Origin of the sequence: Leisingera aquaemixtae, from assembly GCF_019801145.1 — a bacterium.
Lineage (GTDB): Bacteria > Pseudomonadota > Alphaproteobacteria > Rhodobacterales > Rhodobacteraceae > Leisingera > Leisingera aquaemixtae_A.
The window spans coordinates 158701-180964 of the sequence record NZ_JAHVJQ010000008.1 but is presented as its reverse complement, the minus strand read 5'-3'; the positions used below and the strand labels follow the sequence as shown (position 1 = coordinate 180964).

Below are 22264 nucleotides of genomic sequence, written 5' to 3'. Positions count from 1 at the left end.
TCTCATGCCCCCACCCTAGCGGTTGAACCTGCAGCCTGCTGTCACGATCCGGTGACAGGCAGAATTACCAGTCGATGAATTCCTCGAAATCCTGCATGGCGCGGTTCCAAATTCCCACGGCATTGGCAAAGTCGTCCGGGCTCATGCCCTTGTCACCCAGCAGAACGTCCATCTCGATCCGCGCAGACCCCTCCTCGGAGACATAGGCACGGGCGAAACGGTTTTCAGTGTTCCACGCGTTGACCTTGGACAGGCGCACGCTGCCGTCGGTCTGATAGCCAGAGAAAAACTGGATCGCATCACAGTCCGTGTTGTTGTCGCAGCCGTAATAGTAGACCGAGAAATCGTTGCCGTAATACTCGACCTTCAGGTTCGGATCGCCGACGCTGTCGGTGGTCACTTCAACCTTGGCGCCTTCGTCCTTGAAGAAATTGGCGACGCTGTCACCGGTCTTGGCCACTACATTTTCAGCCATCGCGGCGGCCGGCGCCATCAGCACCGCGGACGCGGCAATTGCTTTCAGCATGTTCATCTATCACTCCACAAAACTTCGCCGTTGCAAACGCAGGCCGGCGCAGATCCCCCCTGCACCGGGCCTCAGGCCACCATCGCCTCTGCCTTCTTGAGGTCAACCGAAACCAGCTGGCTGACACCTTTTTCCTGCATGGTGACGCCAAAAAGCCGGTCCATCCGCGCCATCGTCACCGCATGGTGGGTGATGATCAGGAAGCGTGTGTCGGTCTGGCGGCACATCTCGTCCAGCAGGTCGCAGAAACGGGTGACATTGGCGTCATCCAGCGGCGCGTCGACCTCGTCCAGCACACAGATCGGCGCCGGGTTCGACAGGAACACCGCAAAGATCAGCGCCATCGCGGTCAGCGTCTGCTCGCCGCCCGACAGCAGCGACAGGGTCGACAGCTTCTTGCCCGGCGGCTGGCACATGATCTCAAGGCCGGCATCCAGCGGGTCATCGCTTTCGACCATCACCAGATTGGCTTCGCCGCCGCCGAACAGGTGGGTGAACAGCATGGCAAAGCTGTTGTTCACCTGCTCGAACGCGGTCAGCAGCCGCTCCCGGCCCTCGCGGTTGAGGCTGGAAATGCCGTCGCGCAGGGTCTTCACCGCGCCTTCCAGGTCCAGCTTCTCGGCAACCAGCGTGTCATGCTCGTTCTGCACCCCGCGGGCGTCTTCCTCGGCGCGCAGGTTCACCGCACCCAAGGCGTCGCGCTGCCGCTTGCAGCGGTCAACCTCGGCTTCCAGCTGGTCCGACGGCGGCATTCCATCCGGCGACACGCCCAGCTTCTCCAGCAAGGCCTGCGGGGTGATCTGCTGCGCCTCGATGATCCGGCCCGCGGCCTGCGTGACCGCCTCCTTGGCGGCATCGCTGCGCGCCTCGGACCGTGCCCGCGCTTCGCGCGCTTCCGAGGCCAGCCGCTCGCATTCGCGTTCCTTGTGCACCGCCTCGCGCAGCTCGGCCTCCGCCGCGATCAGCGCTTCGGTGGCTGCGGATTTACGCGCTTCGGCCTCAGAGATTGCCTCGTTCAGCTCTTCACGCTTTTCGGCAATCTCTGCCGGAACCGCATTGGCCTCTTCCAACTCCTCCTGCGAGGCTTCGCGGCGCTCGGCCAGCTCCTCGATCCGCGCCTCGGCGCTTTCGAGGCGGTGGCGCCAGCCGGACAGCTCCTTGGTCACCTCCTGCGCGCGCTTGGTGCGGGCCTCGCCCTCGCGGCGCAGCTCGTCATGGCTGGAGCGGTGGGTCAGCATGGTGATCCGCGCCGCCTCGACCGACTGCTTGATGTCCTCGACCGCGCTGCGGGCCTGATCCAGATCGCCCAGATCCCCCAGCGCCTTTTCCGCCTCTTTCAGCTGCAGGCCGGCGCTCAGCGCGTCCTCTTCGTGACGGGAGACCGCAATGCCTAAGGTTTCCAGCTTGCCTTCGGCCAGGTTGCGGTCGGCCTCGGCCCGGCTGAGGGCGCGGGCCGCATCAGCCACCCGCTGATCCGCCACCCGCCGCTCCTGACGGGCGTTCTGGTCGGCCAGCGTCACTTCTTCCAGCTTGCGCAACAGCATCTCATGCGCGGCGCGGGCGCCGTCGGCTGTGGCACTGACGCGCTCCATCTCCTGCTTCAGCGCTTCCAGCTTGTTCAGCTGCTCCAGCCGCAGCGCCGCAGCACTTGGCGCATCCTCGGCCCAGGCGCGGTAGCCGTCCCAGCGCCACAGATCGCCCTCTACCGTGACCAGCCGCTGACCCGGCAACAGCTGCGCCTGAAGGCCGGCCGCCGCATCGCCGTCCACCAGGCCGATCTGCGCTACCCGGCGCGACAGCGCATCGGGGCCGGAGACAAACAATGCCAGCGGCTCAACACCGTTCGGCAGCGCCGCATCGTGATCATAACCCGGCAGGGCAACCCAGCCGGTCGGCCCGTCCGCTTCCGCCAAGGGCGCGCGCAGATCATCCGCCAGCGCTGCACCCAGCGCCTTTTCATAGCCCGGCGAAACGGTCAGCTCGTCCAGAACCTGGCCGCCCTCGGCAGTGTCGCGTTCCACCAGCTTGGCCAGCGCGGTCACCTCGGCGCGCAGCGCCCCCAGTTCACCCTCGGCCTCGGAGCGCTGCGAGCGCGCTTCGGCCTCGCGGCTCTGGGTTTCGGTGCGCGCCTCGTCAGCTGCCGCCAGCGCCTCTTCCGCCATTTCAGAAGCTTCGCGGGCCTCCTCCTCGGCAGCCACCGCTGCCTCGAACTTCTCTGCCGCCAGCTCCAGCGCCTCCTGCGCCTCGCCCTGTGCGGCGCGGGCTTTCTCCGCTTCACCCTCGGAGCGGCCAAGCGCACGCTGGCAATCCTCGACCGCCCGCCGCGCCGACTGGTGGCGGGCCGCCAGACGGGCCACATCCTCGGTCACCTGCGCCAGGTGATCCTCGCGCGCCTGCAGGATCGACCCCGCATCGCGCGCCAGTTCCGCGGCCTCTGCCAGCTTGCCGTCATGGCCGTCGCCGGCCTTGGACAGCTCGCGCTGCTCCCATTCCAGCCGTTCGATGGTTTCGCCTGCGTCCTTGTTCAGGCCCGCCTCGCGCTCGATATCGTTGCCCAGCTGCACGATCCGGCTGCTGAGCCGCTCGATGGTCTGGCGCGCCTGCGCCTCCTGATCGCCCAGCGAGTCGCGCTGCACCACCAGCCGCTGCAGGACGGCAGCCGCGATGGCCTCTTCCTCGCGCAGCGGCGGCAGTTTTTCCTCGAACGTGCCGCGCTGCGCAGCCGCGGCGCGCACCAGCGCCTCCGCCTTGGCGGCCTGCTCGACCCGCACCCGCAGCTCATCCTCTGAGGCCAGCCGCGCCTCATCCGCCTCGCGCCAGCGGCGGTACAGCAGCATCCCTTCGGACAGCCGCAGTTTCTCGCCGATCTCGCGGTAGCGCTGCGCCTGCCGCGCCTGTTTGGCGAGCTGCGCCAGCTGTGCCGCCAGCTGCTCGATCACGTCATCGACGCGCAGCAGGTTGGCCTCGGTGTTCTTCAGCTTCAGCTCCGCCTCGTGACGCCGCTGATAGAGGCCGGAGATACCCGCCGCCTCTTCCAGAATGCGCCGCCGCGCCTTGGGCTTGGCGTTGATCAGCTCGGCAATCTGCCCCTGCCGCACCAGCGCCGGCGAATGCGCACCGGTGGAGGCATCGGCAAACAACATCTGCACGTCGCGCGCCCGCACGTCCTTGCCGTTGGATTTATAGGCGCTGCCCACATCACGGGTGATGCGGCGCACGATCTCCAGCCCGTCGGCATCATTGAACCCCGACGGCGCCAGCCGTTCGGAGTTGTCGATGTTGAGGCTCACCTCGGCAAAGTTGCGCGCAGGCCGCGAGGAGGTGCCGGCAAAGATCACATCCTCCATGCCGCCGCCGCGCATCGCCTTGGCACGGGTTTCCCCCATCACCCAGCGCAATGCCTCGAGAAGATTGGATTTGCCGCAACCGTTTGGACCCACTACCCCTGTCAGCCCATCGGCAATGACCAGTTCGGTAGGATCAACAAAGCTTTTGAAGCCGTTCAGCCTGAGCTTGGAAAACCGCAAAGCTGCCCCTTCGTGATTCCGTATCGAGAAAGTTCAGCGGTTCCTACCCGTTGAGTCAACGCTCCGCACCCCCAAATCGGGGCAAATTCTGTCCAATCCACACCATATCTTGTGGATAACCCACAGGATACGGCGGTCTTTTGCCAAGCCTGGGGAGATTAGGCGTCAGGCGGACCGCAACACCCGCCCCAACCTGGCTATCCCTTCCTCAATGGCCGTGTGGTTGGAGTTGGAGAAGCTCAGCCGGATCGTGTTCTGACCGCTGCCATCGGCAAAAAACGCCTGGCCGGGGACAAAGGCCACCCGTTCCGTCTCCAGCGAGCGGGCCAGCAGCTGTGCGCCGTCCATGCCTTCCGGCAGGGTCACCCAGATGAACATGCCGCCCTCCGGCCGGGTCCATTCCACACCCTCCGGCATATGTTCCTCCATGGCCGCCAGCATCACATCGCGGCGGCGCTGGTAGACCGCGCGCAATTGCCCGGCATGTTCATCGAAACAAGCCTCCGCTACGCCATGCACCGCCATCTGGTTGATCGAAGAGGTGTGCAGATCCGCCGCCTGCTTCAGCAGCACCATTTGCGAAATAACCTGCTTGGCCGCCACTGCCCAGCCGATCCGCACCCCGGGCGCCAGCGTCTTGCTGAATGTGCCGCAATAGATCGTCCGGCAGTCCTCGATCGTGCCCTTCTGTTCCAACTCCAGCGCCAGCACCGGCGGCACCGGCTCCCCGTCATAGCGCAGCGACTGATAGGCCGCGTCTTCGATGATGGCGCAGTCCAGCGCGTCCGCGAGGTCCAGCAGCCGCAGCCGCCCTGCCCGGTCCAGCGTCTCACCGGTCGGATTGGCAAAATCCGGCGAGAGATAGGCGAATTTCACCGCACTGCCTGCCTCTGCCGCGCCTTCGGCATAGCTTTCCGCGGTGCGGTTCCCGTTCAGCGACAGCCGGTCAAAACGCGGTTCATAGGCGTTGAAAGCCGCCAGCGCCCCCAGGTACGTCGGCCAGCCGACCAGTGCGGTGTCGCCCGGCGACAGGAACAGCTTGCCCAGGTAATCCAGCGCCTGCTGGGAGCCGGAGGTGATCAGCACGTTCTCCGCGTCGCATTGGATGCCGATCTTCGCCATCTCCGCCACGATCCACTGGCGCAGCGGCAGATAGCCCTCGCTCACCGAATACTGCAGCGCCTGCGCCTGCCGCTCCGGTCTCAGCGCCGCCTTGTAGGCTTCGGCAAACTCATCAGCCGGAAACAGCGCCGGGTCCGGGATGCCGCCGGCAAAAGAAATAATGTCCGGCTGGTCCAGCAGTTTCAGCAGCTCGCGGATTTCCGACGCCTTCATCCGGCTGTTGCGGGTGGCAAAGATCTGGTCCAACTGCATCGCGGCGCTCCTGGCTCATTGGCTCGTCTGGCTTGTGATCTAGGGTCACGGTAGGCGGGCGCAAATTAAAGTCAATAATACTGACCTATTGTTACAGCCTTCGTGATGCCGCCAGCCCTTGCGGCGGAACCTCCCGCGTGGTCATATAAATTGACCAATCCGCCAGAGCGACCAGATGCCATTCCAGAAAGTCCAGCCCGAAAAACTCTCCGCCTCCGTCGTCAAGCAGATCGAGCAGCTGATCCTGCGCGGCATCCTGTCGCCCGGCGAACGGCTGCCAGCCGAACGGGAACTGGCGGAACGGCTCGGCGTCTCCCGACCTTCCTTGCGCGATGCCATCAGCGAGTTGCAGGCGCGCGGCCTGCTGGCCTCCAAGGCCGGCTCCGGTGTGTTTGTCGCCGATGTTCTCGGCTCCGCCTTCTCCCCCGCCCTGATCCAGCTGTTCGCCACCCATGACGAGGCAGTGTTCGACTATCTCTCCTTCCGCCGCGACATGGAGGGGCTCGCCGCGGAACGCGCCGCCCGGTTCGGGTCAGATTATGACCTGCAAGTGATCCAGGCGATCTTTGACAAGATGGAAGCGGCCGGAAATCCCGCCGTGTCCGAGGAAGCAGCTCAGCTCGACGCCCAGTTCCACTCCGCCATCATGGACGCCAGCCACAACGTGATCATGCTGCACATGATGCGCTCGATGTTCGATCTGTTGCGTGAGGGCGTCTTCTATAACCGCCGGATCATGTTCCAGCAGCACACCACCTATGAGGCGCTCTTGGAACAGCACCGCGCCATCAACGCCGCCCTGCAGGCCCGCGACCCGCAAGCCGCCCGCACCGCGGTCGAGGCGCATCTGGACTATGTGAAACAGGCCCTCACCGACCATCAGAGGGCTGAGCGTAACGCCGAGGTGGCCCGGCAGCGGCTGGAGCATGAGACGGGCAAGGGGTGAAGGAAAGGCCAATGGCCGAAATGCGGGACGTTGCTGCCGTTCAATTTGACATCATGGACAGGGGAGCGTGGGTCAGCACAGTTTCCAAACCATTTTCGACAAACATGCTACGCAGTATAATCTGAGAAACAACTTCTCACGGGAGGTGTTCTCTATGATGAAGTCTGAAATTTTCACAGGCGGATGCCTGTGTGACACAGTGCGCTACGAGGTGAGAGGACCACTTTTCGATGCGCATTACTGCCACTGCCGGACATGTCAAAAGGCAAGTGGAGCGCCAGTCATTGCGGGCGCATTTCTGTCACGAGATGCGCTTCGGTTCACACACGGCGAACCAAAGTTCTACGGGTCCTCGCCCATCGTGGAGCGAGGCTTCTGCGCAGACTGCGGCACATATTTGCTGTACCAGCCACTTATAAAGGAATGGTCGGATTGGACCATCATTACGATTTCGAGCCTTGACCACCCAGAAAGCCTTCCACCGGAGCGCCATTATGGCGTGGAGAGCAGAATTCCGTGGTTCGACGTGAGGGATAACCTCCCGCGCGAGCAATACGAAGATGGCTTCATCGAGATACTGTCGGACGAAAACCACGAGGAACGCGAGGCGATTTTGAGGCGTTTTGGCGCTCAGTGAATTCGCACTGCCAAGCGCAAAATAGTCCGCCTCCGCGTGGCCGTATTGGGCTCAAAACGCCCCTTCCCCAAACAAAAAACCCGGCCACTCGGACCGGGTTCTTTTAACTTGTCTGTATCAGCACAGGCTTAGTGCAACTTGGCGTCCACATCCGCGATGGCGGCGTCGATCAGCTTGTTGGCCTCGGCGGCGGTCATCTGCTTGGAGATCACCTGGTCCGCAGCGGCAACAGCGATGGAGATCGCTTGGTCGCGCACTTCCTTCACAGCCGAAGCTTCGGCCGAAGCGATCTGCTCCTCGGCCGCCGCCAGACGGCGGGCGATGGAGGTTTGCAGATCGGCCTTGGCCTGCTCAGCTGCACGGGCAGCTTCGTCACGGGCGGCAGCAACGATCTGGTCGGCCTGGGCCTGAACTTCCTGCTGCTTGCGCTCATAAGACGCCAGAACGGTCTGGGCCTCTTCACGCAGGGCGCGGGCTTCGTCCAGTTCCTTCTGGATGCCTTCGGCGCGGTTGTCGAGCTGGCCAGCCAGCAGCGACGGCACCTTGGCAAACAGCAGGATGCCGATGAACAGGATGAACGCCAGCGCAACAACCAGGTTGGTGTTGGACAGGTCCATGCCGCCGCCGGCAGCAAACGCGGGCGAAGCCGCGCCAAGGGTCAGGGCAAGAGCGAGAATATTGCGCATGTCCTTATCCTTTCGTCCGCTCGGCAACTGCCGCGGCAATTGCGTCTTTGTCTGCCGAACCGCCCAGAGCAGAAACCAGCGCTTCTGCGGTATCGGTGGCCACGGCCTTCACGCTTTCCAGCGCGCCAGCCTTGATTTCGGCGATAGCCTTTTCGGATTCGGCGGCCTTGGCAGCGATCTGCTCGTCTGCTTTGGCGATGGCCTCATCCAGCCCGGCCTGGATCTCGGCGCGGGTCTCGGCAGCGATGCGCTGCGCTTCCGCACGGGCATCCGCCAAAGCTTTGTTATATGCGTTTTCGGCCTCGACAGCCTTGGCTTTCAGGTCTTCAGCCGCGGCGAGGTCGTTGGTGATGGTCCCCTGACGCTCGGCCAGCACCGCTGCGATGCGGGGCAGCGCGACGCGCGACAGAATGAGGTAGATCACGACCAGGGCGACCACGAGCCAGAAGATCTGGTTCCCGAAGGTCGAGAAGTCCAGCTGCGGCATTGCGGAACCGCCGCCGTGTGCTGCCTCTTGCGTATTTGATGCCATGTCGTCCTCCCAGGAACTTGCCGTTACACCGGGCAGCACAGGATCTGCACTGCCCGGCCGTAAGGAAATAGGTTCCTAAGGTCTTAGACGGCGAACATCAGCAGCAGAGCGACCAGGAACGAGAAGATGCCCAGTGCTTCTGCAAACGCGATGCCGATGAACAGGGTTGCGGTCTGGCCGGCAGCTGCCGACGGGTTACGCAGAGCGCCTGCCAGGAAGTTGCCAGCCACGTGGCCCACACCGATTGCGGCTGCGCCGGAACCGATTGCTGCCAGGCCTGCGCCGACGAACTGACCGAGTTGTGCGATATCGCCTTCCATGATTTCTCTCCTTACGATGGAATGTGGTGATTTCTAGAGTGGGCGGGGCCGGTCAGGGCGCCGCCCGATTAGCTTTTCAGATCCTGGCCTTAGTGGCTCGGGTGCAGTGCATCCTTCAGGTACACGCAGGTCAGGATGGTGAAGACGTAGGCCTGGATGAAGGCCACCAGAACTTCGAGTGCGTAAACCGCGGTGATGGCAAAAATCGGCAGGAAGCTGAACATGCCCAGTGCTGCGGCAAAGCCTGCGAACACTTTCAGAACCGCGTGGCCCGCCATCACGTTACCGGCAAGACGGATGGAGTGGCTGACGGGGCGCACGAAGTAGGAAATCAGCTCGATGATGGCCAGGACCGGGCGGAGCGCCAGCGGCGCGCTCGACACCCAGAACAGGCCCAGGAAGCCAACACCGTTCTTGACGAAGCCAACGACGGTCACGGTCACGAACACCAGCGCAGCCAGAACCGCGGTCACCGCGATATGCGAGGTGGTGGTGAAGGAGCCGGGGATCAGGCCCAGGAAGTTGGCCATCACGATGAACATGAACAGGGTCATGATGTAGGGGAAGAACTTGACGCCGTCCTTGCCGGCAACGTCCTCAACCATCTTGTAGATAAAGCCATAGGCCAGTTCCGCAACCGACTGGGCGCGGCCCGGCACGATAGCGCGGCGCGAAGAGCCCAGAACCAGCAGCGCGAACACGGCAGCAACGGCCAGTGCCATCCACAGGGTCACGTTGGTCGGGGTGTACCAGGAGATGTGATCGCCGAACAGCGCGCTCACCTGGAACTGATCCATCGGGTGGATCGCCAGCTTTGCTTCCGCCGGAGCGAAAATCAGACCCGACACAACTACCAGTGCCAGAGCTGCGAAAAAGAAAATTTTGCCCATCGGTCCGCTTCTCCTGTCGCCGGTCGCCGATCCCGTCGGATCAGTCCCGGTCTTGCGCATTTTTGTCGGCCTCATCGGCCAGTTTCTGTTCCTGGATCTCTTGCGCGGTGCGAAGCATCGTCTTCACCCCAGCCGCCAGGCCCAGCATTATAAACAGCACCATGAAGATGGGCAGGGTTCCAAACAGGTGGTCCAGCCCATATCCGATGCCAAAGCCGATCCCGAGACCGGCCACCAATTCGATCACCATCCGCCAGGCCTGATTGGCCAGGGAATAATGCTCATCCGCGCGCGGCTTGGGCTCCTGGGCCTTACGCGCCGCCGCCAATTTCTCCTCAAGCTGCGCCATGCGCTGCTTTTGGTCGTCATCGGTCACGGGCGCCATCCTCACGCGAATTTCTGAGAGGTTGCTAAGGCCACGGGGCTTAGGAGTCAATTACAAGGATTGAAGATTCAAAATACGCACAGGCGTCTGTTTTCAAACGATAATTTTCAGACCGCCACTCACCACGCCGCTCTGCCGCAGCCGCCGTTAGCGCCAAACTGCCCCGGATTCCATATTCAACCGAAAGGTTGATTTTACCGGAGGGGCGGTTTTGCCAGCCGCCAGCGCACGAGCCGCCCATCGATCAGCAGCAGCCCCAAGAGGATTGCCGCCATGCCCCACAGGTGTTCTGCCAGCAGCGTCTCGCCCAGGATATAGGTGCCCAGAAACAGCGCCGAGACCGGCGCAATCAGCGTCGGCATCGTGATGTTGGTCGGCCCCACTTTGGGCAGCACCCAGTAAAAGGCGATGAAGGCGGCCGAGGTCAGCACAAAGCCGATCATCAAGAGCGACGCCCAGGTTTCCATCCGGGTGATCACCGGCAGCCCCTCGCTCCAAAGCGCCAGCGGCGCAATTGCCGCGGTGGAGCCGGTCAGCGCAATCGCCACCAGCACCACCGGCTCCATATCCCGGAAGCTGCGCGCGATATTGACGGAAAAGGCGTAGCACAGCGGTGCGCACAGGGTAATCAGCACGGCCCAGGCTTCTGAGGACTGCCCGCCCTTCAGAATTGGCAGCGACAGCAGCACAATGCCCAGGAAACCGCAGAGCACCCCCAGCGACTTCTGCACCGTCGCCCGTTCGCTGCCGGGCCAGAAATGCGACACCACAACCGCCAGCGCAGGCGTGGTCGCGTTGACGATCCCCGCCACGCCGCTGGCGATATGCTGCTGGCCCAGCGCATAGAAGGCAAAGGGCGCTGCATAGCTGAGCGCGCCGAAGCCGAACAGCGCCAGCCAGCGCCCCGCCCCGGCAGGCACCTTCTTGCGGGCGGCCAGCACGTAGATCCAGCAGCCCAGCGCTCCGAACCCGACCCGCCCCATGGACACCGACAGCGGCCCCAGTTCGCGCAGCAGGATGGCGTTGAACATGAACGACATACCCCAGCCGATGCCGAGAATGAAAATCACCGCCCAATAGCGCAACGCCATATCTGCCGCCCCCTCAAGATGCCCTGCACCGATCCATCGCAGCTTTTGCAGGATTGTCGACCCGGTTCTTGACCTTTAGGAGTATCACGCATGAGCGACACCCTCGACACCGTCTTTGCGGCGCTGGCCGACCCCACCCGCCGGGCGATCCTGACCATGCTGTTGGAAGACGACATGGCAGTGACCGACGTGGCGGAGCCGTTTGAGATGTCGCTGGCGGCGATTTCCAAGCACCTGACGATCCTGACCCGCGCCGGGCTGATCGCGCAGGAGAAGCGCGGCCGTGTCAAATGGTGCAAGCTGCAGCCCGACGCGATGCGGGCTGCTTCCGTGTGGATGCAGGGCTTTGGCCAGTTCGAGCCGGTGAACCTGGATGCTTTCGAACGTTTCCTGGCGGCAGAGCACCTGTCAGAGGACGCCCCTACCGAAACCTAGGGGCAGAAACTTAGCGGACGACAAACACCGAAATTTCGGAATGCAGCACCAGGTGGCTGGCATGGGACGAAAATACATAGTCCAGGATGCCGGGCATATGCGTCGCAACCACGATCAGGTCCACTTCAAGCTCTTTCGCGGTCCGGGTCAAAATGGAGTCGATCTCCGACCCGACATCTACGGAATAGATCGGCAGCCCCTCGACCCTTGCGCCGCTGCTCTCGGCAACCTTGCTGGCAAGCTCAGCCAGTTCATCGCCGGATGAGCCCACGGTATGCGCGCCCTTGACCTGCTGATCCGTCACATGAACCAGCGTCACGCGCGACCCGTGGTTCTTGGCGAAATCCGCCGCAACGTTTATGGCCTTCTTGACAGCCGGGGGCATGTGCAGGTCGACGGGCACCATGATATGCTTGAACATTCTTCCCTCCTTCTCCTGACGCGTCCCTCAGGGCCAGTATAGCGGAAAACAAGGGGCTTATGTTGACTTGCCGCAAGCGCGCCACGGGGCGGCGCTCAGGCGCGCACCGGCTTGGCATCTCCTTCCAGCAGCATCACCAGCGCGGCCACTGACATCACCACCCCGATCAGAACCATGCCCGGCGGCGCGCCGCGGCCCAGCGCGATCTCCCACAGGATCACCCAGCTTGGGGTCAGATAGGTATAGGCCATCACCTTGGCCGAGGGCAGCCTCAGGGTGGCGTACTGCAACAGCACAAAGGTGGCAGAGCTGGCAAAAACCGCCAGATAGACCAGGCCGATCCAGACAATGCCCGGCAGCTGCATCCAATCGGTGGCCAGAATATCCTGCCAGCCGAACGCGGCCAGCAGCGCACCGCCCGCCAGCAGCATGCCGAAAGTGAACACCACCGCCGGCTCGCCCCGGTTCAGCTTGCGCACCATCGGGGTGTAGATGGCGTGCAGCACGCAGCCCCAGAAATAGATGATCTCGCCCTGGCCGATCTGGAACGCCGCCAAGGCGCCCAGGTCGCCGCGCACGATCACCCAGACCGCACCGGCGGCGCCAATCGACAGGGCCAGCGCCATCCAGCGGGTGGTCACCTGCCGCAGCAGCAGCCAGCCGAAGCCCGCGCTCATCACCGGCACCAGCGTGAACACCGCCGCCGCGCTGACCGGCGCCGCCGTCTGCAGCCCGTAGAACATCAGCACGAAATAACCGCCGAACAGTCCGCCCAGCACTGCAAACCGCCAGGGCGCCCGGAAATGCGCGCGCTGCATCCCGGAGGTCGCCAGCGCCGCAACGCCGATCACCACCGCGGCAATGCCGAACCGCGCCGCGTTCAGCGCCGCGGGGGCGATCTCATTCGCCACCATCACGCCCAGCGAGAACGACCCCGCCACCAGCGCCGAAAACAGCAGCATCGCCAGATGCCCGCGCAGCGCCTCGCTCACAGCTGCCAGTCCTTGGCCTGTTCCTTAAGGAACTTCAGGAAGGTCTGCACCTTGGTGGTGCGGTGCAGGTCCACATGGGTCACCAGCCAAAGGGTGCCCTCCCATTCTTCCTGCGGCGCCATCATTTCCACCATATCCGGCTGCTGCCGCGCCTCCCAGGCCGCCATGAAGCCGATCCCGGCGCCGCTGCGCACCGCGTTTTGCATGGTGAAGCCGTTGGAGCAGCGGAAGGAAATTGCCTCTGCCGGCGCATTGGCCCGCAGCCAGCGCGAAAACGGGGCGCGGCTGTTTTCATCGTCATTGCCGATGAACCGGTGGTTGGCCATGTCCTCCACCCCCTGCAGCACGCCGTATTTCTCGACATAGGATTTGGCGGCATAGAGCCCCACCTGCTGCTTCATGAAAGGCTGCACCACGTTGTCCGGCTGATCCGGCGCGTTTCCCGCCCGCACGGCCACATGCGCCTCGCCGTATTCCAGCCGGAACAGCCGGTCGCCGGTCAGATAGCGGATGATCAGCCCGGGATGCATGTCCTGAAAGTCTTTCAGGGCCGGCACCAGCATCGGTGCGAAAGACGCCAGCGAGGTCACCACCAGCTCGCCCGAAACATCGTCGCCCTGCCCCTTCAGCCGCCCCACCAGCTGGCTGAACTGGTCATCGGTCGCCTGCGCCACCCGCAAGAGATCCTGGCCGGCCTCCGTCGGCGTGTAGCCGCGGGCATGGCGCTGGAACAGCTTTACCCCCAGCCGCGCCTCGATCGCGTCGATATGGCGGATCACCGTGGCATGATGCACGCCCAGCACTTCTGCCGCACCGCTGACCGTGCCCATCCTGGCCACCTGGTATGCAGTGCGGACCTCATCCCAATTGTCCATGGCAGCCTCCTTGCCTCCAGACGCACCAACTGCGCACCAGCGCACAAATCCTGTGGGCAAAGCGGCGTTGAGTTCGAAAATGCAATAACCCAAATTCCTGTCAGCAACAAGCACAGGAACACGACCATGACCACCACCGTTCTCCACATCGACTCCTCCGCCCGCACCGAAGGCTCGGTCAGCCGCGACCTCTCCGCACAGATCACCGCCCGACTGGGCGCGGACAATGTGATCCGCCGCGACCTGGCCGCGCCGCTGCCGCTGCTGGACGGCGCCTGGATCGGGGCCAACTTCACCCCCGCCGACCAGCGCAGCGAGGCAGACAAACAGCTGCTCGCCCTCTCCGACTCGCTGGTGGAGGAGCTGAAACAGGCCGACACCATCGTGATCGGCACGCCGATCTACAACTTCTCGGTGCCCTCCACGCTCAAGGCCTGGATCGACCTGGTCGCCCGCGTCGGCGTCACATTCCGCTACGAGGAAACCGGCCCCATCGGCCTCCTGGAAGGCAAGCGCGCCATCATCGCGGTGGCCTCCGGCGGCACCCAGGCCGGGTCCGACATCGACTTTGCCACCACCTATCTGCGCCACGTGCTGGGCTTCATCGGCATCACCGAGGTTGAGATCGTCGCCGCCGACGCCCTGATGGTTGACGCCGACAGCGCCCTGGCAAAGGCAAAAACCCAGATCGAGGCGCTGGCAGCCTGACCCCCGCTGCCCTGCGCACCTGCCGTCAGCCGCCCCCCCCCCGGCTGGCGGCATTTTAACGTTTGGCGGCCGGCTGCCGCCATGCCACTCTGCCCGTATCCGCATTTCAAGGTCAGGTGATTTGATGAAGAAGATCGGCATTCTCGGCGGCGTCGGCTGGGCTTCCACCATCGACTATTACCGCGCCCTTTGCGAAGGCGCCGGGCGGTTCTTTGCAGGCCGCGGTGCGGGCTCGCCGCTGCCGGTGCCGCCGATCACCATCGAATCCGTGGTGCAGGCGCAGACCCGCGCGTTGCGCGGCCGCCCGGGGGATGAGGCCAGCTGGGCCGCCTTCGACGCCGTCTTCCGCGAGGCGATGCTGACGCTGGAGCGGGCCGGCTGCGACTTCGCCATCATTGCCTCCAACACCCCGCACGCACGCCTGCACGCGATCCGCGAAGGCGTGATGATGCCGGTCCTCAGCATCTTCGACGCCACGGCAATAGCCACCGCTGCAACCGGCGCCACCCGCGCACTGGTGCTGGGCACCGCCGTCACCATGCAGGCCCGCAACTATGCCAACGTGCTTGCCGCACAGGTCGTCAAAGCAAATGATACCCTGCCGCAGGACGAGATCGCAGAAATGCAGGCCATGATCGACGAGGATTTCTACGGCGGCGCATCCAGCGGCGCACAGGACCGCCTGCTGCGGTTCTGCCAGAAACACGCCCAGCCGGGCACTGCCGTCCTGTTGGCCTGCACCGAGCTGCCGCTGGCCTTTCCCGATCACATCGACGACGTCAGCTTCGAGGCCGGCGGCTTCCTGTTCGTGAACCCCTCCGCCGCCCATGTCGCCGCCGCGCTGGATCTGGCGCTGGAGGATGAAAAGGGAGCTTAAACCCAGCGCACCTCAACACCGATGCGTTCAAAGAACGCCATCACATCATCGCGCTTCATTGCCACCGTGCGGTCGTTGACCAGCGGGTGCATATAGATCACGTCGGCCTCCTGCGCCTGCGCATCCATATAGAAGGTGACGCCCTTCTCCGCGCCGGTGATCATCGCCAGCGGGCTGACTGCGCCGGGGCGGATGCCGAGGTTCTCCATCAGCCGGTCGGCTGAACCAAAGGACAGGTTGCCTGCGCCGATCTCCGCGCCCAGCGACTTCAGGTCGATCTCGCGGTCCTGCTGCAGCGTCACCAGGTAATTCCGCTTCTTCTTGTCGCGCAGGAACAGGTTCTTCAGCCGCAGCGCGTTTTCGCCCGGCACCATGAACTGCTCCTCGACACCCTTGGCATCCTCCACCGTGCGCAGCGGCACATGGGTATGCAGCTGATAAGCAATGCCCCAATCATCCAGCTGCTTCAGCAGCGCGTCCGAGGAAATGGGCAGGCTGTCCTGATAGGCCGATGACGCATCCATGATCTTTCTCCGCAAGCCGTTCCGGGTTGCCGTGCAGATCACAAAAAACAGCGCCGGGGCGCAAGTGCTGTTCCGCCCCTTGCACCCCGTTTTGCGCCATCGCAGTGGAGGGCGGGCGCTGCCGCCCGCCGCCAGGCCGCATCAGGCCTCGGCGAAATCTGCCCTTCGCGCCTCCTCGTAGTGGTCGAAATCGGTGCTGAACCAGCCGGTGCCGCGGGTGGCGCTGGCCAGGGTGCTGCACAGTTCATCCTGCGCCGACATCGGCAAGAGCGTCTCGAACACGTCCCAGCCCGCAGCGCCCTCCTCAGCCTCAAAGCCCAGGATCTGCCCCTTCATGCCGCTCACCACCGGCACCAGCCCGCCGGTGAACACCGATGGCACATGGATATGCACCCGCATGATCGGCTGCAGCAGGGTCAGCCCGGCCTCACCCAGAGCTTCTTTCACTGCGTTCTTGCCCGCGGTGCGGAAGGCATAGTCGGAGCTGTCGACCGAATGGTGCTTGCCGTCCTTCAGCGTCACGCAGACATCCACCACCGGGTGGCCGTTCAGACCCAGTGCCAGCGCCTCGCGCGCGCCCGCTTCGACCGAGGGGATGTAGTTCTTGGGCACCGCGCCGCCCTTCACCGTTTCCTCGAACACGAACCCGCTGCCGCGCGGCAGAGGCTTCACCTCGATAACCACATCGGCAAACTGCCCGGCGCCGCCCGACTGCTTGCGGTGGCGGTGATGCACTTGCACGGATTTCTTTATGGTCTCGCGCAGCGCCGGCGGCACCGGTGCTTCTTCGACCTCGACGCCGAACTCGTCCTGCAAAGTCTGCTTGATGCGGCGCATGTGCAGCGGCCCCTGCAAATTCAGCAGCACATGGCCGCTGGCCTCATCCTGCCCCACCTTCAAGGCCGGGTCGATCTCCGCCAGCCGCTCCAGCGCACCCGACAGGCGGGCGTCGTCACGCTCGTTCACCGGGGTGATCACCCGCCGGAAAACCGAGGGCCGCGGCTGCGCCCAGTCCGGCAGCGGTGCTGCACCTTCCGGCCCGTAGGCATAACCAAGGTTCAGATGGTCCGATTTCACCGCTTGCCCCATGTCGCCCGGCGTCAGGCTGGTATTGGCCGCCGATCCGACGCCGGTCAGCGCTCCAATCGCCGCGCCGCCAACCGAAAGGCCATTGCCGACCTTGCCATCCAATGCGCGCACCATCACCGTCTTGCCCAGATGCTTGACCAGATCGGCCATGCAGCCGACAGCGACCACCTTGCCGCCCTGCGACAGCCGCTCCAGCGCGACACCGACATCGGGCGCCTCGTGGCGCAGCGATTTCATCAGCCGCAAGATGCCGTTCTTGTGCTCGGCCGATCCCATCAGCGCCGGGATCAGGTCATTGTGCTGCAGCACCTTGGTGGCCACGTCATAGACCTCTTCCGGCATCACCTTCTGATCCTCGATCAGCTCCTCCAGCAGCGTGTCGTCGAAATCGGCCAGCGCCTCCAGCAGTTCGGTCCGCGCTTCCTGCTCGCGGGCATACATCGCCACCGGCAGCTCGATCAGCGCCGAGGGCTTGCCCTCCTGATACTGCCAGGCGCGTTCGGAGATCAGATCCACAGCACCCACAACCTGGCCATCCTCGCGGATCGGCACCTGCCGCAGGATGATGTTGTGGCTGCAATAGGCCTGAAGCGCGGCAACGATTTCCGCCACCCGGTCCGCTGCCTGGTCCATCCGGTTGACAAAAATAAAGGCGGGGATCCCCGCCTCCTCCAGCTTGCGCAGATACGGCGCGCTCAGCACCGCAGCGCCGGCATCGGCCGGAACGCAGAGGACGGCGGCATCACTGGCGGCCAGCGCCGGCCCTGCCTGCGCCAGATTGTCGGCACCGCCCGCGATGTCGATCGCGGCCCAGTCTTCCCCCATAAATGAAAAAGGCTGCAAAGCGGCGACGCCTGCAACCTCCTGCCGTTTGCCAGCGGCACTGTCCAAATGGGCCAGCGCCGAAGCCAGCGTTGATTTGCCGGACTGCGACGGTCCCAGAATAGTGAAAACGCGCATGTTCTCAGATCCTCCCTTAGCTGATGCGGCTGCCCGGAGAGGAGCGCGGACCCGGAGGTTCGCGTGACGTGCCTGTGCTGAAGATCTGCCTCGGTGCCCTCGCGGGCAGCCCCTGGCCGGTAAGCGGACGGCAAAGGGCCAACCTCCTGATGTTGGCCAAGCAGCCCCTGCCGAGTCAAGCACGCAGAGGGCGTAGCGGCGGCCCTCGCGCATGGTTTTGACGTTTCGGGCGCCACTTTCCCCTCCTACCGGAACTTCCCCAAGGTAAGCTGGCCTCATGAAAATCACCCGCAACACGCCTGAGCAGCTGATACTGTCCGACACCCCCTGGCTGATCGGCATCATGCTTGTCCTATTCATTCTGGCCTTTGCCGGCGCCGGTATTGGTATGCTCAGCCAGGGCGGCGACCTGATCCTGCCCGGGCTCATCTTCGCCCTTGTTGGCGGCGGCATGGGGGCGCTGGCTTTCTGCCTGTTCGTGCGCCGGGTGCAGGTGATCCTCGACCGGCCCGGCGGCAGCATCCTGATCCGGCGCCAGTCGGTGTTCGGCTACAGCCGGGTGGAGCACCGCCTTGCCGACCTGTCCCATGCCGAAGTGGAAAGCACCACCAGCCGCAGCGAGGGCCGCACCCGCACGCTCTTCCGCCCCGTCCTGGTGCTGGACGGCGGCATGAGCGCCGGCCGCCACCCGGTGGTCGAGGCCTACACCAACGGCCGCGGCCCGCAGCGCCTGAGTGATGCAATCAACGCATGGCTTCCCGCCGCCGGCCCCGCAATGGTTGACTCCGGCGGCCATTCCGCGTAAGGCCTGCCCAAACATCCGGGAGTCCTTGAGTCTTCCGGTCCCTGCCCGTGCCAGGGATCGCCCCCCACCAGCGTGTTACGCCCGTGGGGGCATTTGCGCATGGATCGCTTGTCCCCTACATACGGGGGCGCCACACGTTGAAACCGGCATTAGGAGGCCGCAGGCATGTTTGAAAATCTATCCGAACGCCTTTCCGGCGTCTTTGACCGGCTCACCAAGCAAGGCGCCCTCAACGAGGAGGACGTCAAATCCGCCCTGCGCGAAGTCCGCGTCGCCCTGCTTGAGGCCGACGTCTCGCTGCCGGTTGCCCGCGACTTCATCAAGAAGGTGCAGGAGCAGGCCACCGGCCAGGCTGTCACCAAATCGGTGACCCCGGGCCAGCAGGTGGTGAAGATCGTCCATGACGCGCTGGTCGACGTGCTGCGCGGCGACGAAGACCCCGGCAAGCTCAAGGTCGACAACCCGCCCGCGCCCGTCCTGATGGTCGGCCTGCAGGGCTCGGGCAAGACCACCACCACCGGCAAGCTGGCGAAGCGGCTGAAGGAGAAAGAGGGCAAGAAGGTCCTGATGGCCTCGCTCGACGTCTACCGCCCGGCGGCGATGGACCAACTGGCGGTGCTGGGCGTCCAGATCGGCGTCGACACCCTGCCGATCGTGCCGGGCCAGAAACCCGTCGACATCGCCAAGCGCGCCAAGCAGCAGGCGACCTTGGGCGGCTACGACGTCTACATGCTGGACACCGCCGGCCGCCTGCACATCGACGAGACTCTGATGCAGGAGGTCGAGGACGTCCGCAACGTGGTCTCCCCGCGCGAAACCCTGCTGGTGGTCGATGGCCTGACCGGCCAGGTCGCCGTTGAGGTGGCCGAGGAATTCGACGCCAAGATCGGCATCAGCGGCGTGGTGCTGACCCGGATGGACGGCGACGGCCGCGGCGGTGCCGCCCTGTCGATGCGCGCGGTCACCGGCAAGCCGATCCGCTTTGTCGGCCTGGGCGAGAAAATGGACGCCCTTGAAACCTTCGAGGCGGACCGGATCGCCGGCCGCATCCTCGGCATGGGCGACATCGTGGCGCTGGTCGAGAAGGCCCAGGAAACCATCGAGGCCGAACAGGCCGAGAAGATGATGAAGCGCATGATGAAGGGTCAGTTCAACATGAACGACCTGAAGATGCAGCTTGAACAGATGCTCCAGATGGGCGGCATGGAGGGCATGATGCAAATGATGCCCGGCATGGGCAAAATGGCCAAGCAGGTGCAGGACGCGGGCATGGACGACAAGGTGCTGAAGCGCCAGATCGCCATGATCCAGTCGATGACCAAGAAAGAACGCGCCAACCCCGCCCTGCTGCAGGCCTCCCGCAAGAAACGCATCGCGGCCGGTTCCGGCATGGAGGTCTCCGACCTCAACAAGCTTCTGAAGATGCACCGGCAGATGGCCGATGTGATGAAGAAGATGGGCAAGATGGGCAAAGGCAAGATGCTGAAACAGGCCATGAAGGGCATGTTCGGCAAGGGCGGCATGCCGGATATGGGCGGCATGGACCCCAGCCAGATGGACCCCAAGGCGCTGGAAGCGGCGGCCAAGGCCATGGGCGGCAAAGGCGGTCTGCCCGGCGGCCTCCCCGGCCTCGGCGGCGGCATGGGCCTGCCCGCGGGCCTCAGCGGATTTGGCAAGAAGAAGTAAGCATGCAGCTCCCCGCCATCCCTCAGCTTGAAACCGAACGCCTGGTCCTGCGCGGACCGGAGGCGGCGGACTTCGGGCCGGTGGCGGCGTTCTTCGCGGATGAGGCGCGCTCCTGGGGGTTTGGCGGTCCGCTCGACCGCAACGAGGCCTGGCGCTGGTTCACCATGTCGGTGGGCCACTGGGCGATGCGCGGTTTCGGATTCTGGACCATCACCTGCAAGGAAACAGGCGCGGCGCTTGGCATCACCGGCATTTGGCAGCCCGAAGGCTGGCCGGAGCCGGAACTGGGCTGGGTCGCGTTCCCGGCCGGCGAAGGCCGCGGCATCATGGCCGAGGCCGCACTGGCAGCCCGCACCCACGCCTACGAGGTCATGGGCCTGCCGGCGCTTTGCTCCAATATCTTTCCGGGCAACACCCGATCGGTGGCCCTGGCTGAACGTCTGGGCGCGGTTTTCGAGGCGGAGTTCGACAATCCCAAACACGGGCGCGAGCTGGTCTACCGCCACCCTGCCCCGGTTTCGCCCTGCGACGGCGGGATGGAGGCCTACGCATGACCTGCCATCAGTTCCGCGCGGACCGGACCGCCGCAAGCCGCCGTTTAACGGAAAATTACGCAGTCTCCTCGATACTCCTTCACCGGATGGGTGAAAAAGATGCCGGGCGGCCCGCCGCCCGGGTAAAGGGGTATGAAATGAACGACGCGCAAAGGCCGTATCCGCGGCTTGCCTCCAAGCGCCTCATGCTGGTGTCGCCGGCCGATCCGGAATTTGACGCCAATGCAGCCTTTCTGACGCCGGGCACGCCGCGCTTCATTGATGCGGCAAACGATCCGGACTCGCTGTGGTGGTCGATTGCAACCATCATCGGCCACTGGCATCTGCACGGCTACGGCCTGTTTGCGGTTGTGGAACGCAGCACCGGTCAGACCGTCGGGTTGGTCGGCCCCTGGTTCCCCCAGGGCTGGCCGGAACCGGAACTGTCCTGGCACCTGATGGAAAGCGGACAGGGCAAGGGCTATGCCAGCGAAGCGGCGCAATGCGTGCTGGACTGGCTGTTCTCCGAGGCCGGCTGGGACAGCATTGTCTCTTATGTGCCAGAGGAAAACGACGCCTCCGTCGCCTTGGCTCGCCGCATCGGCGCGCACCCTGAGCGGCTGGTTTCCTTCCGCCTGCAGCCCGCGCCCAACATCCGGGCCTGGCGCCACATGCCCCCGTCCCGCATGTCCGCCCCTAGCGCTGCACAGGGGCTGCTGCACTGATGCGCCTGCTTGCCGTCATATCCCGGCCTTGCCGCGCCCTTCTGCTGGGAGGAGCGCGCTGATGCCGTTTGACATCCCGGTGATCGAAACCCGCCGCCTAGTGCTGCGCGGCCCTGAGCCGCAGGACTATCCTGACTTCAAGGCCACGTTCAGCTCCTACCGCTCGCGTTTTATGGGCGGGCCGCTGAACCCCTACGAGGCTTGGATGCTCTATGCCGCCGAGATCGGCCACTGGCAGGTGCGCGGCTTCGGCATGTGGATGATCCACGACAAGGACAGCGGCGAGACTTACGGCATGGCCGGCGGCTGGCAGCCCGCGGGCTGGCCTGAGCGCGAGATCGCCTGGATCATCTGGCCCGGCGCGGCCGGCAAGGGCTATGCGCTGGAGGCGGCCCATGCCGCCCGCCAGCATTTCTATTCAAAACTGGGCTGGGAGACGGCGGTCAGCTATATCGACCCCAAGAATCTCGACTCGATCCGGCTCGCGGAGCGGCTCGGCGCCAGGAAAGACCACGGTGCCGCCACCATTGACGGCAATGATGCCGTCTACCGCCATCCCGCACCGGACGCCCTGAAGGACAGCCAGATTGCGCATGGGATCGAAATGGAAATCAGCCATTACGCTGATCCGCTCTTCAAACCGGAGGGCTGGGCGATTGACTGATCTGCGTGCGGATACCCTTTTGCTGCGCGGCGGCGGTGCACCGGCGGTGCACGGCT

General features: G+C 64.4%; 24 protein-coding genes. 10 read left to right on the top strand and 14 right to left on the bottom strand.

What is annotated here, in order from left to right:
• Positions 1-64 precede the first annotated feature (64 nt).
• From KUW17_RS17620 to KUW17_RS17610, 3 genes are all read right to left on the bottom strand, one after another.
• Positions 65-532 (bottom strand): YbjN domain-containing protein, encoded by a 468-nt coding sequence (locus tag KUW17_RS17620; protein ID WP_222481509.1) that lies wholly within the window; start codon positions 530-532, stop codon positions 65-67.
• Positions 533-597: 65 nt separating this feature from the next.
• Entirely contained in the window at positions 598-4053 is a 3456-nt protein-coding gene (locus tag KUW17_RS17615; RefSeq protein WP_222481508.1) for a chromosome segregation SMC family protein, read from the bottom strand.
• A gap of 165 nt (positions 4054-4218) precedes the next feature.
• Positions 4219-5427, bottom strand: coding sequence for a PLP-dependent aminotransferase family protein (locus tag KUW17_RS17610; protein ID WP_222481506.1), 1209 nt, complete (start codon positions 5425-5427; stop codon positions 4219-4221).
• A gap of 175 nt (positions 5428-5602) precedes the next feature.
• Here KUW17_RS17610 and KUW17_RS17605 point away from each other — a divergent pair, with 175 nt between their 5' ends.
• Together KUW17_RS17605 and KUW17_RS17600 are read left to right on the top strand one after the other, a co-directional pair.
• Positions 5603-6373 (top strand): FadR/GntR family transcriptional regulator, encoded by a 771-nt coding sequence (locus tag KUW17_RS17605; protein WP_222481504.1) that lies wholly within the window; start codon positions 5603-5605, stop codon positions 6371-6373.
• A gap of 154 nt (positions 6374-6527) precedes the next feature.
• Positions 6528-7010, top strand: a complete 483-nt coding sequence (locus KUW17_RS17600; protein ID WP_222481501.1) for a GFA family protein — start codon at positions 6528-6530, stop codon at positions 7008-7010.
• Between the two features lie 128 nt (positions 7011-7138).
• Here the strand turns inward: KUW17_RS17600 and KUW17_RS17595 are convergent, their stop codons facing one another.
• The 6 genes from KUW17_RS17595 to KUW17_RS17570 form a co-directional block, all read right to left on the bottom strand.
• Positions 7139-7696, bottom strand: a complete 558-nt coding sequence (locus KUW17_RS17595) for a F0F1 ATP synthase subunit B (protein ID WP_019296634.1) — start codon at positions 7694-7696, stop codon at positions 7139-7141.
• Positions 7697-7700: 4 nt separating this feature from the next.
• A complete protein-coding gene (locus tag KUW17_RS17590; RefSeq protein WP_222481499.1) occupies positions 7701-8228 on the bottom strand; it encodes a F0F1 ATP synthase subunit B' in 528 nt (175 codons plus the stop codon).
• A gap of 83 nt (positions 8229-8311) precedes the next feature.
• Positions 8312-8548, bottom strand: coding sequence for a F0F1 ATP synthase subunit C (locus KUW17_RS17585; RefSeq protein ID WP_008553903.1), 237 nt, complete (start codon positions 8546-8548; stop codon positions 8312-8314).
• 89 nt (positions 8549-8637) lie between these two features.
• Complete coding sequence (locus KUW17_RS17580; RefSeq protein WP_019296636.1) at positions 8638-9438, bottom strand: F0F1 ATP synthase subunit A; 801 nt, start codon at positions 9436-9438, stop codon at positions 8638-8640.
• A 40-nt stretch (positions 9439-9478) separates the two neighbouring features.
• On the bottom strand, positions 9479-9823 hold the full coding sequence (locus KUW17_RS17575) for an AtpZ/AtpI family protein (RefSeq protein WP_222481496.1): 345 nt from the start codon (positions 9821-9823) through the stop codon (positions 9479-9481).
• Between the two features lie 194 nt (positions 9824-10017).
• Positions 10018-10914, bottom strand: a complete 897-nt coding sequence (locus tag KUW17_RS17570) for a DMT family transporter (RefSeq protein WP_222481494.1) — start codon at positions 10912-10914, stop codon at positions 10018-10020.
• A gap of 90 nt (positions 10915-11004) precedes the next feature.
• Here KUW17_RS17570 and KUW17_RS17565 point away from each other — a divergent pair, with 90 nt between their 5' ends.
• Positions 11005-11349 carry an ArsR/SmtB family transcription factor gene (locus KUW17_RS17565; protein ID WP_222481492.1) on the top strand — a complete coding sequence of 115 codons (345 nt, stop codon included), beginning with the start codon at positions 11005-11007 and terminating at the stop codon, positions 11347-11349.
• A gap of 10 nt (positions 11350-11359) precedes the next feature.
• On the opposite strand, the gene KUW17_RS17560 is transcribed toward KUW17_RS17565, so the two are convergent.
• From KUW17_RS17560 to KUW17_RS17550, 3 genes are all read right to left on the bottom strand, one after another.
• Positions 11360-11770, bottom strand: a complete 411-nt coding sequence (locus KUW17_RS17560) for a universal stress protein (protein ID WP_222481490.1) — start codon at positions 11768-11770, stop codon at positions 11360-11362.
• A gap of 95 nt (positions 11771-11865) precedes the next feature.
• Entirely contained in the window at positions 11866-12762 is an 897-nt protein-coding gene (locus KUW17_RS17555; RefSeq protein WP_222481488.1) for a DMT family transporter, read from the bottom strand.
• On the bottom strand, positions 12759-13637 hold the full coding sequence (locus KUW17_RS17550; RefSeq protein ID WP_222481486.1) for a LysR family transcriptional regulator: 879 nt from the start codon (positions 13635-13637) through the stop codon (positions 12759-12761). Before KUW17_RS17550 ends, KUW17_RS17555 begins: the two co-directional genes overlap by 4 nt.
• Positions 13638-13763: 126 nt before the next feature.
• On the opposite strand from KUW17_RS17550, the gene KUW17_RS17545 reads away from it, so the two are divergent.
• Positions 13764-14345 (top strand): FMN-dependent NADH-azoreductase, encoded by a 582-nt coding sequence (locus KUW17_RS17545; RefSeq protein WP_222481484.1) that lies wholly within the window; start codon positions 13764-13766, stop codon positions 14343-14345.
• Between the two features lie 124 nt (positions 14346-14469).
• Positions 14470-15222, top strand: a complete 753-nt coding sequence (locus KUW17_RS17540) for an aspartate/glutamate racemase family protein (RefSeq protein ID WP_222481482.1) — start codon at positions 14470-14472, stop codon at positions 15220-15222.
• Here the strand turns inward: KUW17_RS17540 and KUW17_RS17535 are convergent.
• Complete coding sequence (locus tag KUW17_RS17535; RefSeq protein WP_222481479.1) at positions 15219-15746, bottom strand: prolyl-tRNA synthetase associated domain-containing protein; 528 nt, start codon at positions 15744-15746, stop codon at positions 15219-15221. The two genes, KUW17_RS17540 and KUW17_RS17535, sit on opposite strands and share 4 nt — an antisense overlap.
• Before the next feature lie 141 nt (positions 15747-15887).
• Positions 15888-17795: an elongation factor G gene (locus tag KUW17_RS17530; RefSeq protein WP_222481477.1), complete on the bottom strand. Its 1908-nt coding sequence runs from the start codon at positions 17793-17795 to the stop codon at positions 15888-15890.
• 277 nt (positions 17796-18072) lie between these two features.
• Here KUW17_RS17530 and KUW17_RS17525 point away from each other — a divergent pair, with 277 nt between their 5' ends.
• From KUW17_RS17525 to KUW17_RS17505, 5 genes are all read left to right on the top strand, one after another.
• On the top strand, positions 18073-18600 hold the full coding sequence (locus tag KUW17_RS17525) for a hypothetical protein (RefSeq protein WP_222481475.1): 528 nt from the start codon (positions 18073-18075) through the stop codon (positions 18598-18600).
• Between the two features lie 165 nt (positions 18601-18765).
• Complete coding sequence (ffh, locus tag KUW17_RS17520) at positions 18766-20286, top strand: signal recognition particle protein (protein WP_222481473.1); 1521 nt, start codon at positions 18766-18768, stop codon at positions 20284-20286.
• A 2-nt stretch (positions 20287-20288) separates the two neighbouring features.
• Positions 20289-20840: a GNAT family N-acetyltransferase gene (locus KUW17_RS17515; protein ID WP_222481471.1), complete on the top strand. Its 552-nt coding sequence runs from the start codon at positions 20289-20291 to the stop codon at positions 20838-20840.
• Between the two features lie 86 nt (positions 20841-20926).
• Complete coding sequence (locus KUW17_RS17510) at positions 20927-21544, top strand: GNAT family N-acetyltransferase (protein ID WP_222481470.1); 618 nt, start codon at positions 20927-20929, stop codon at positions 21542-21544.
• 61 nt (positions 21545-21605) lie between these two features.
• On the top strand, positions 21606-22208 hold the full coding sequence (locus KUW17_RS17505; RefSeq protein WP_222481468.1) for a GNAT family N-acetyltransferase: 603 nt from the start codon (positions 21606-21608) through the stop codon (positions 22206-22208).
• The last annotated feature ends 56 nt before the right edge of the window (positions 22209-22264 follow it).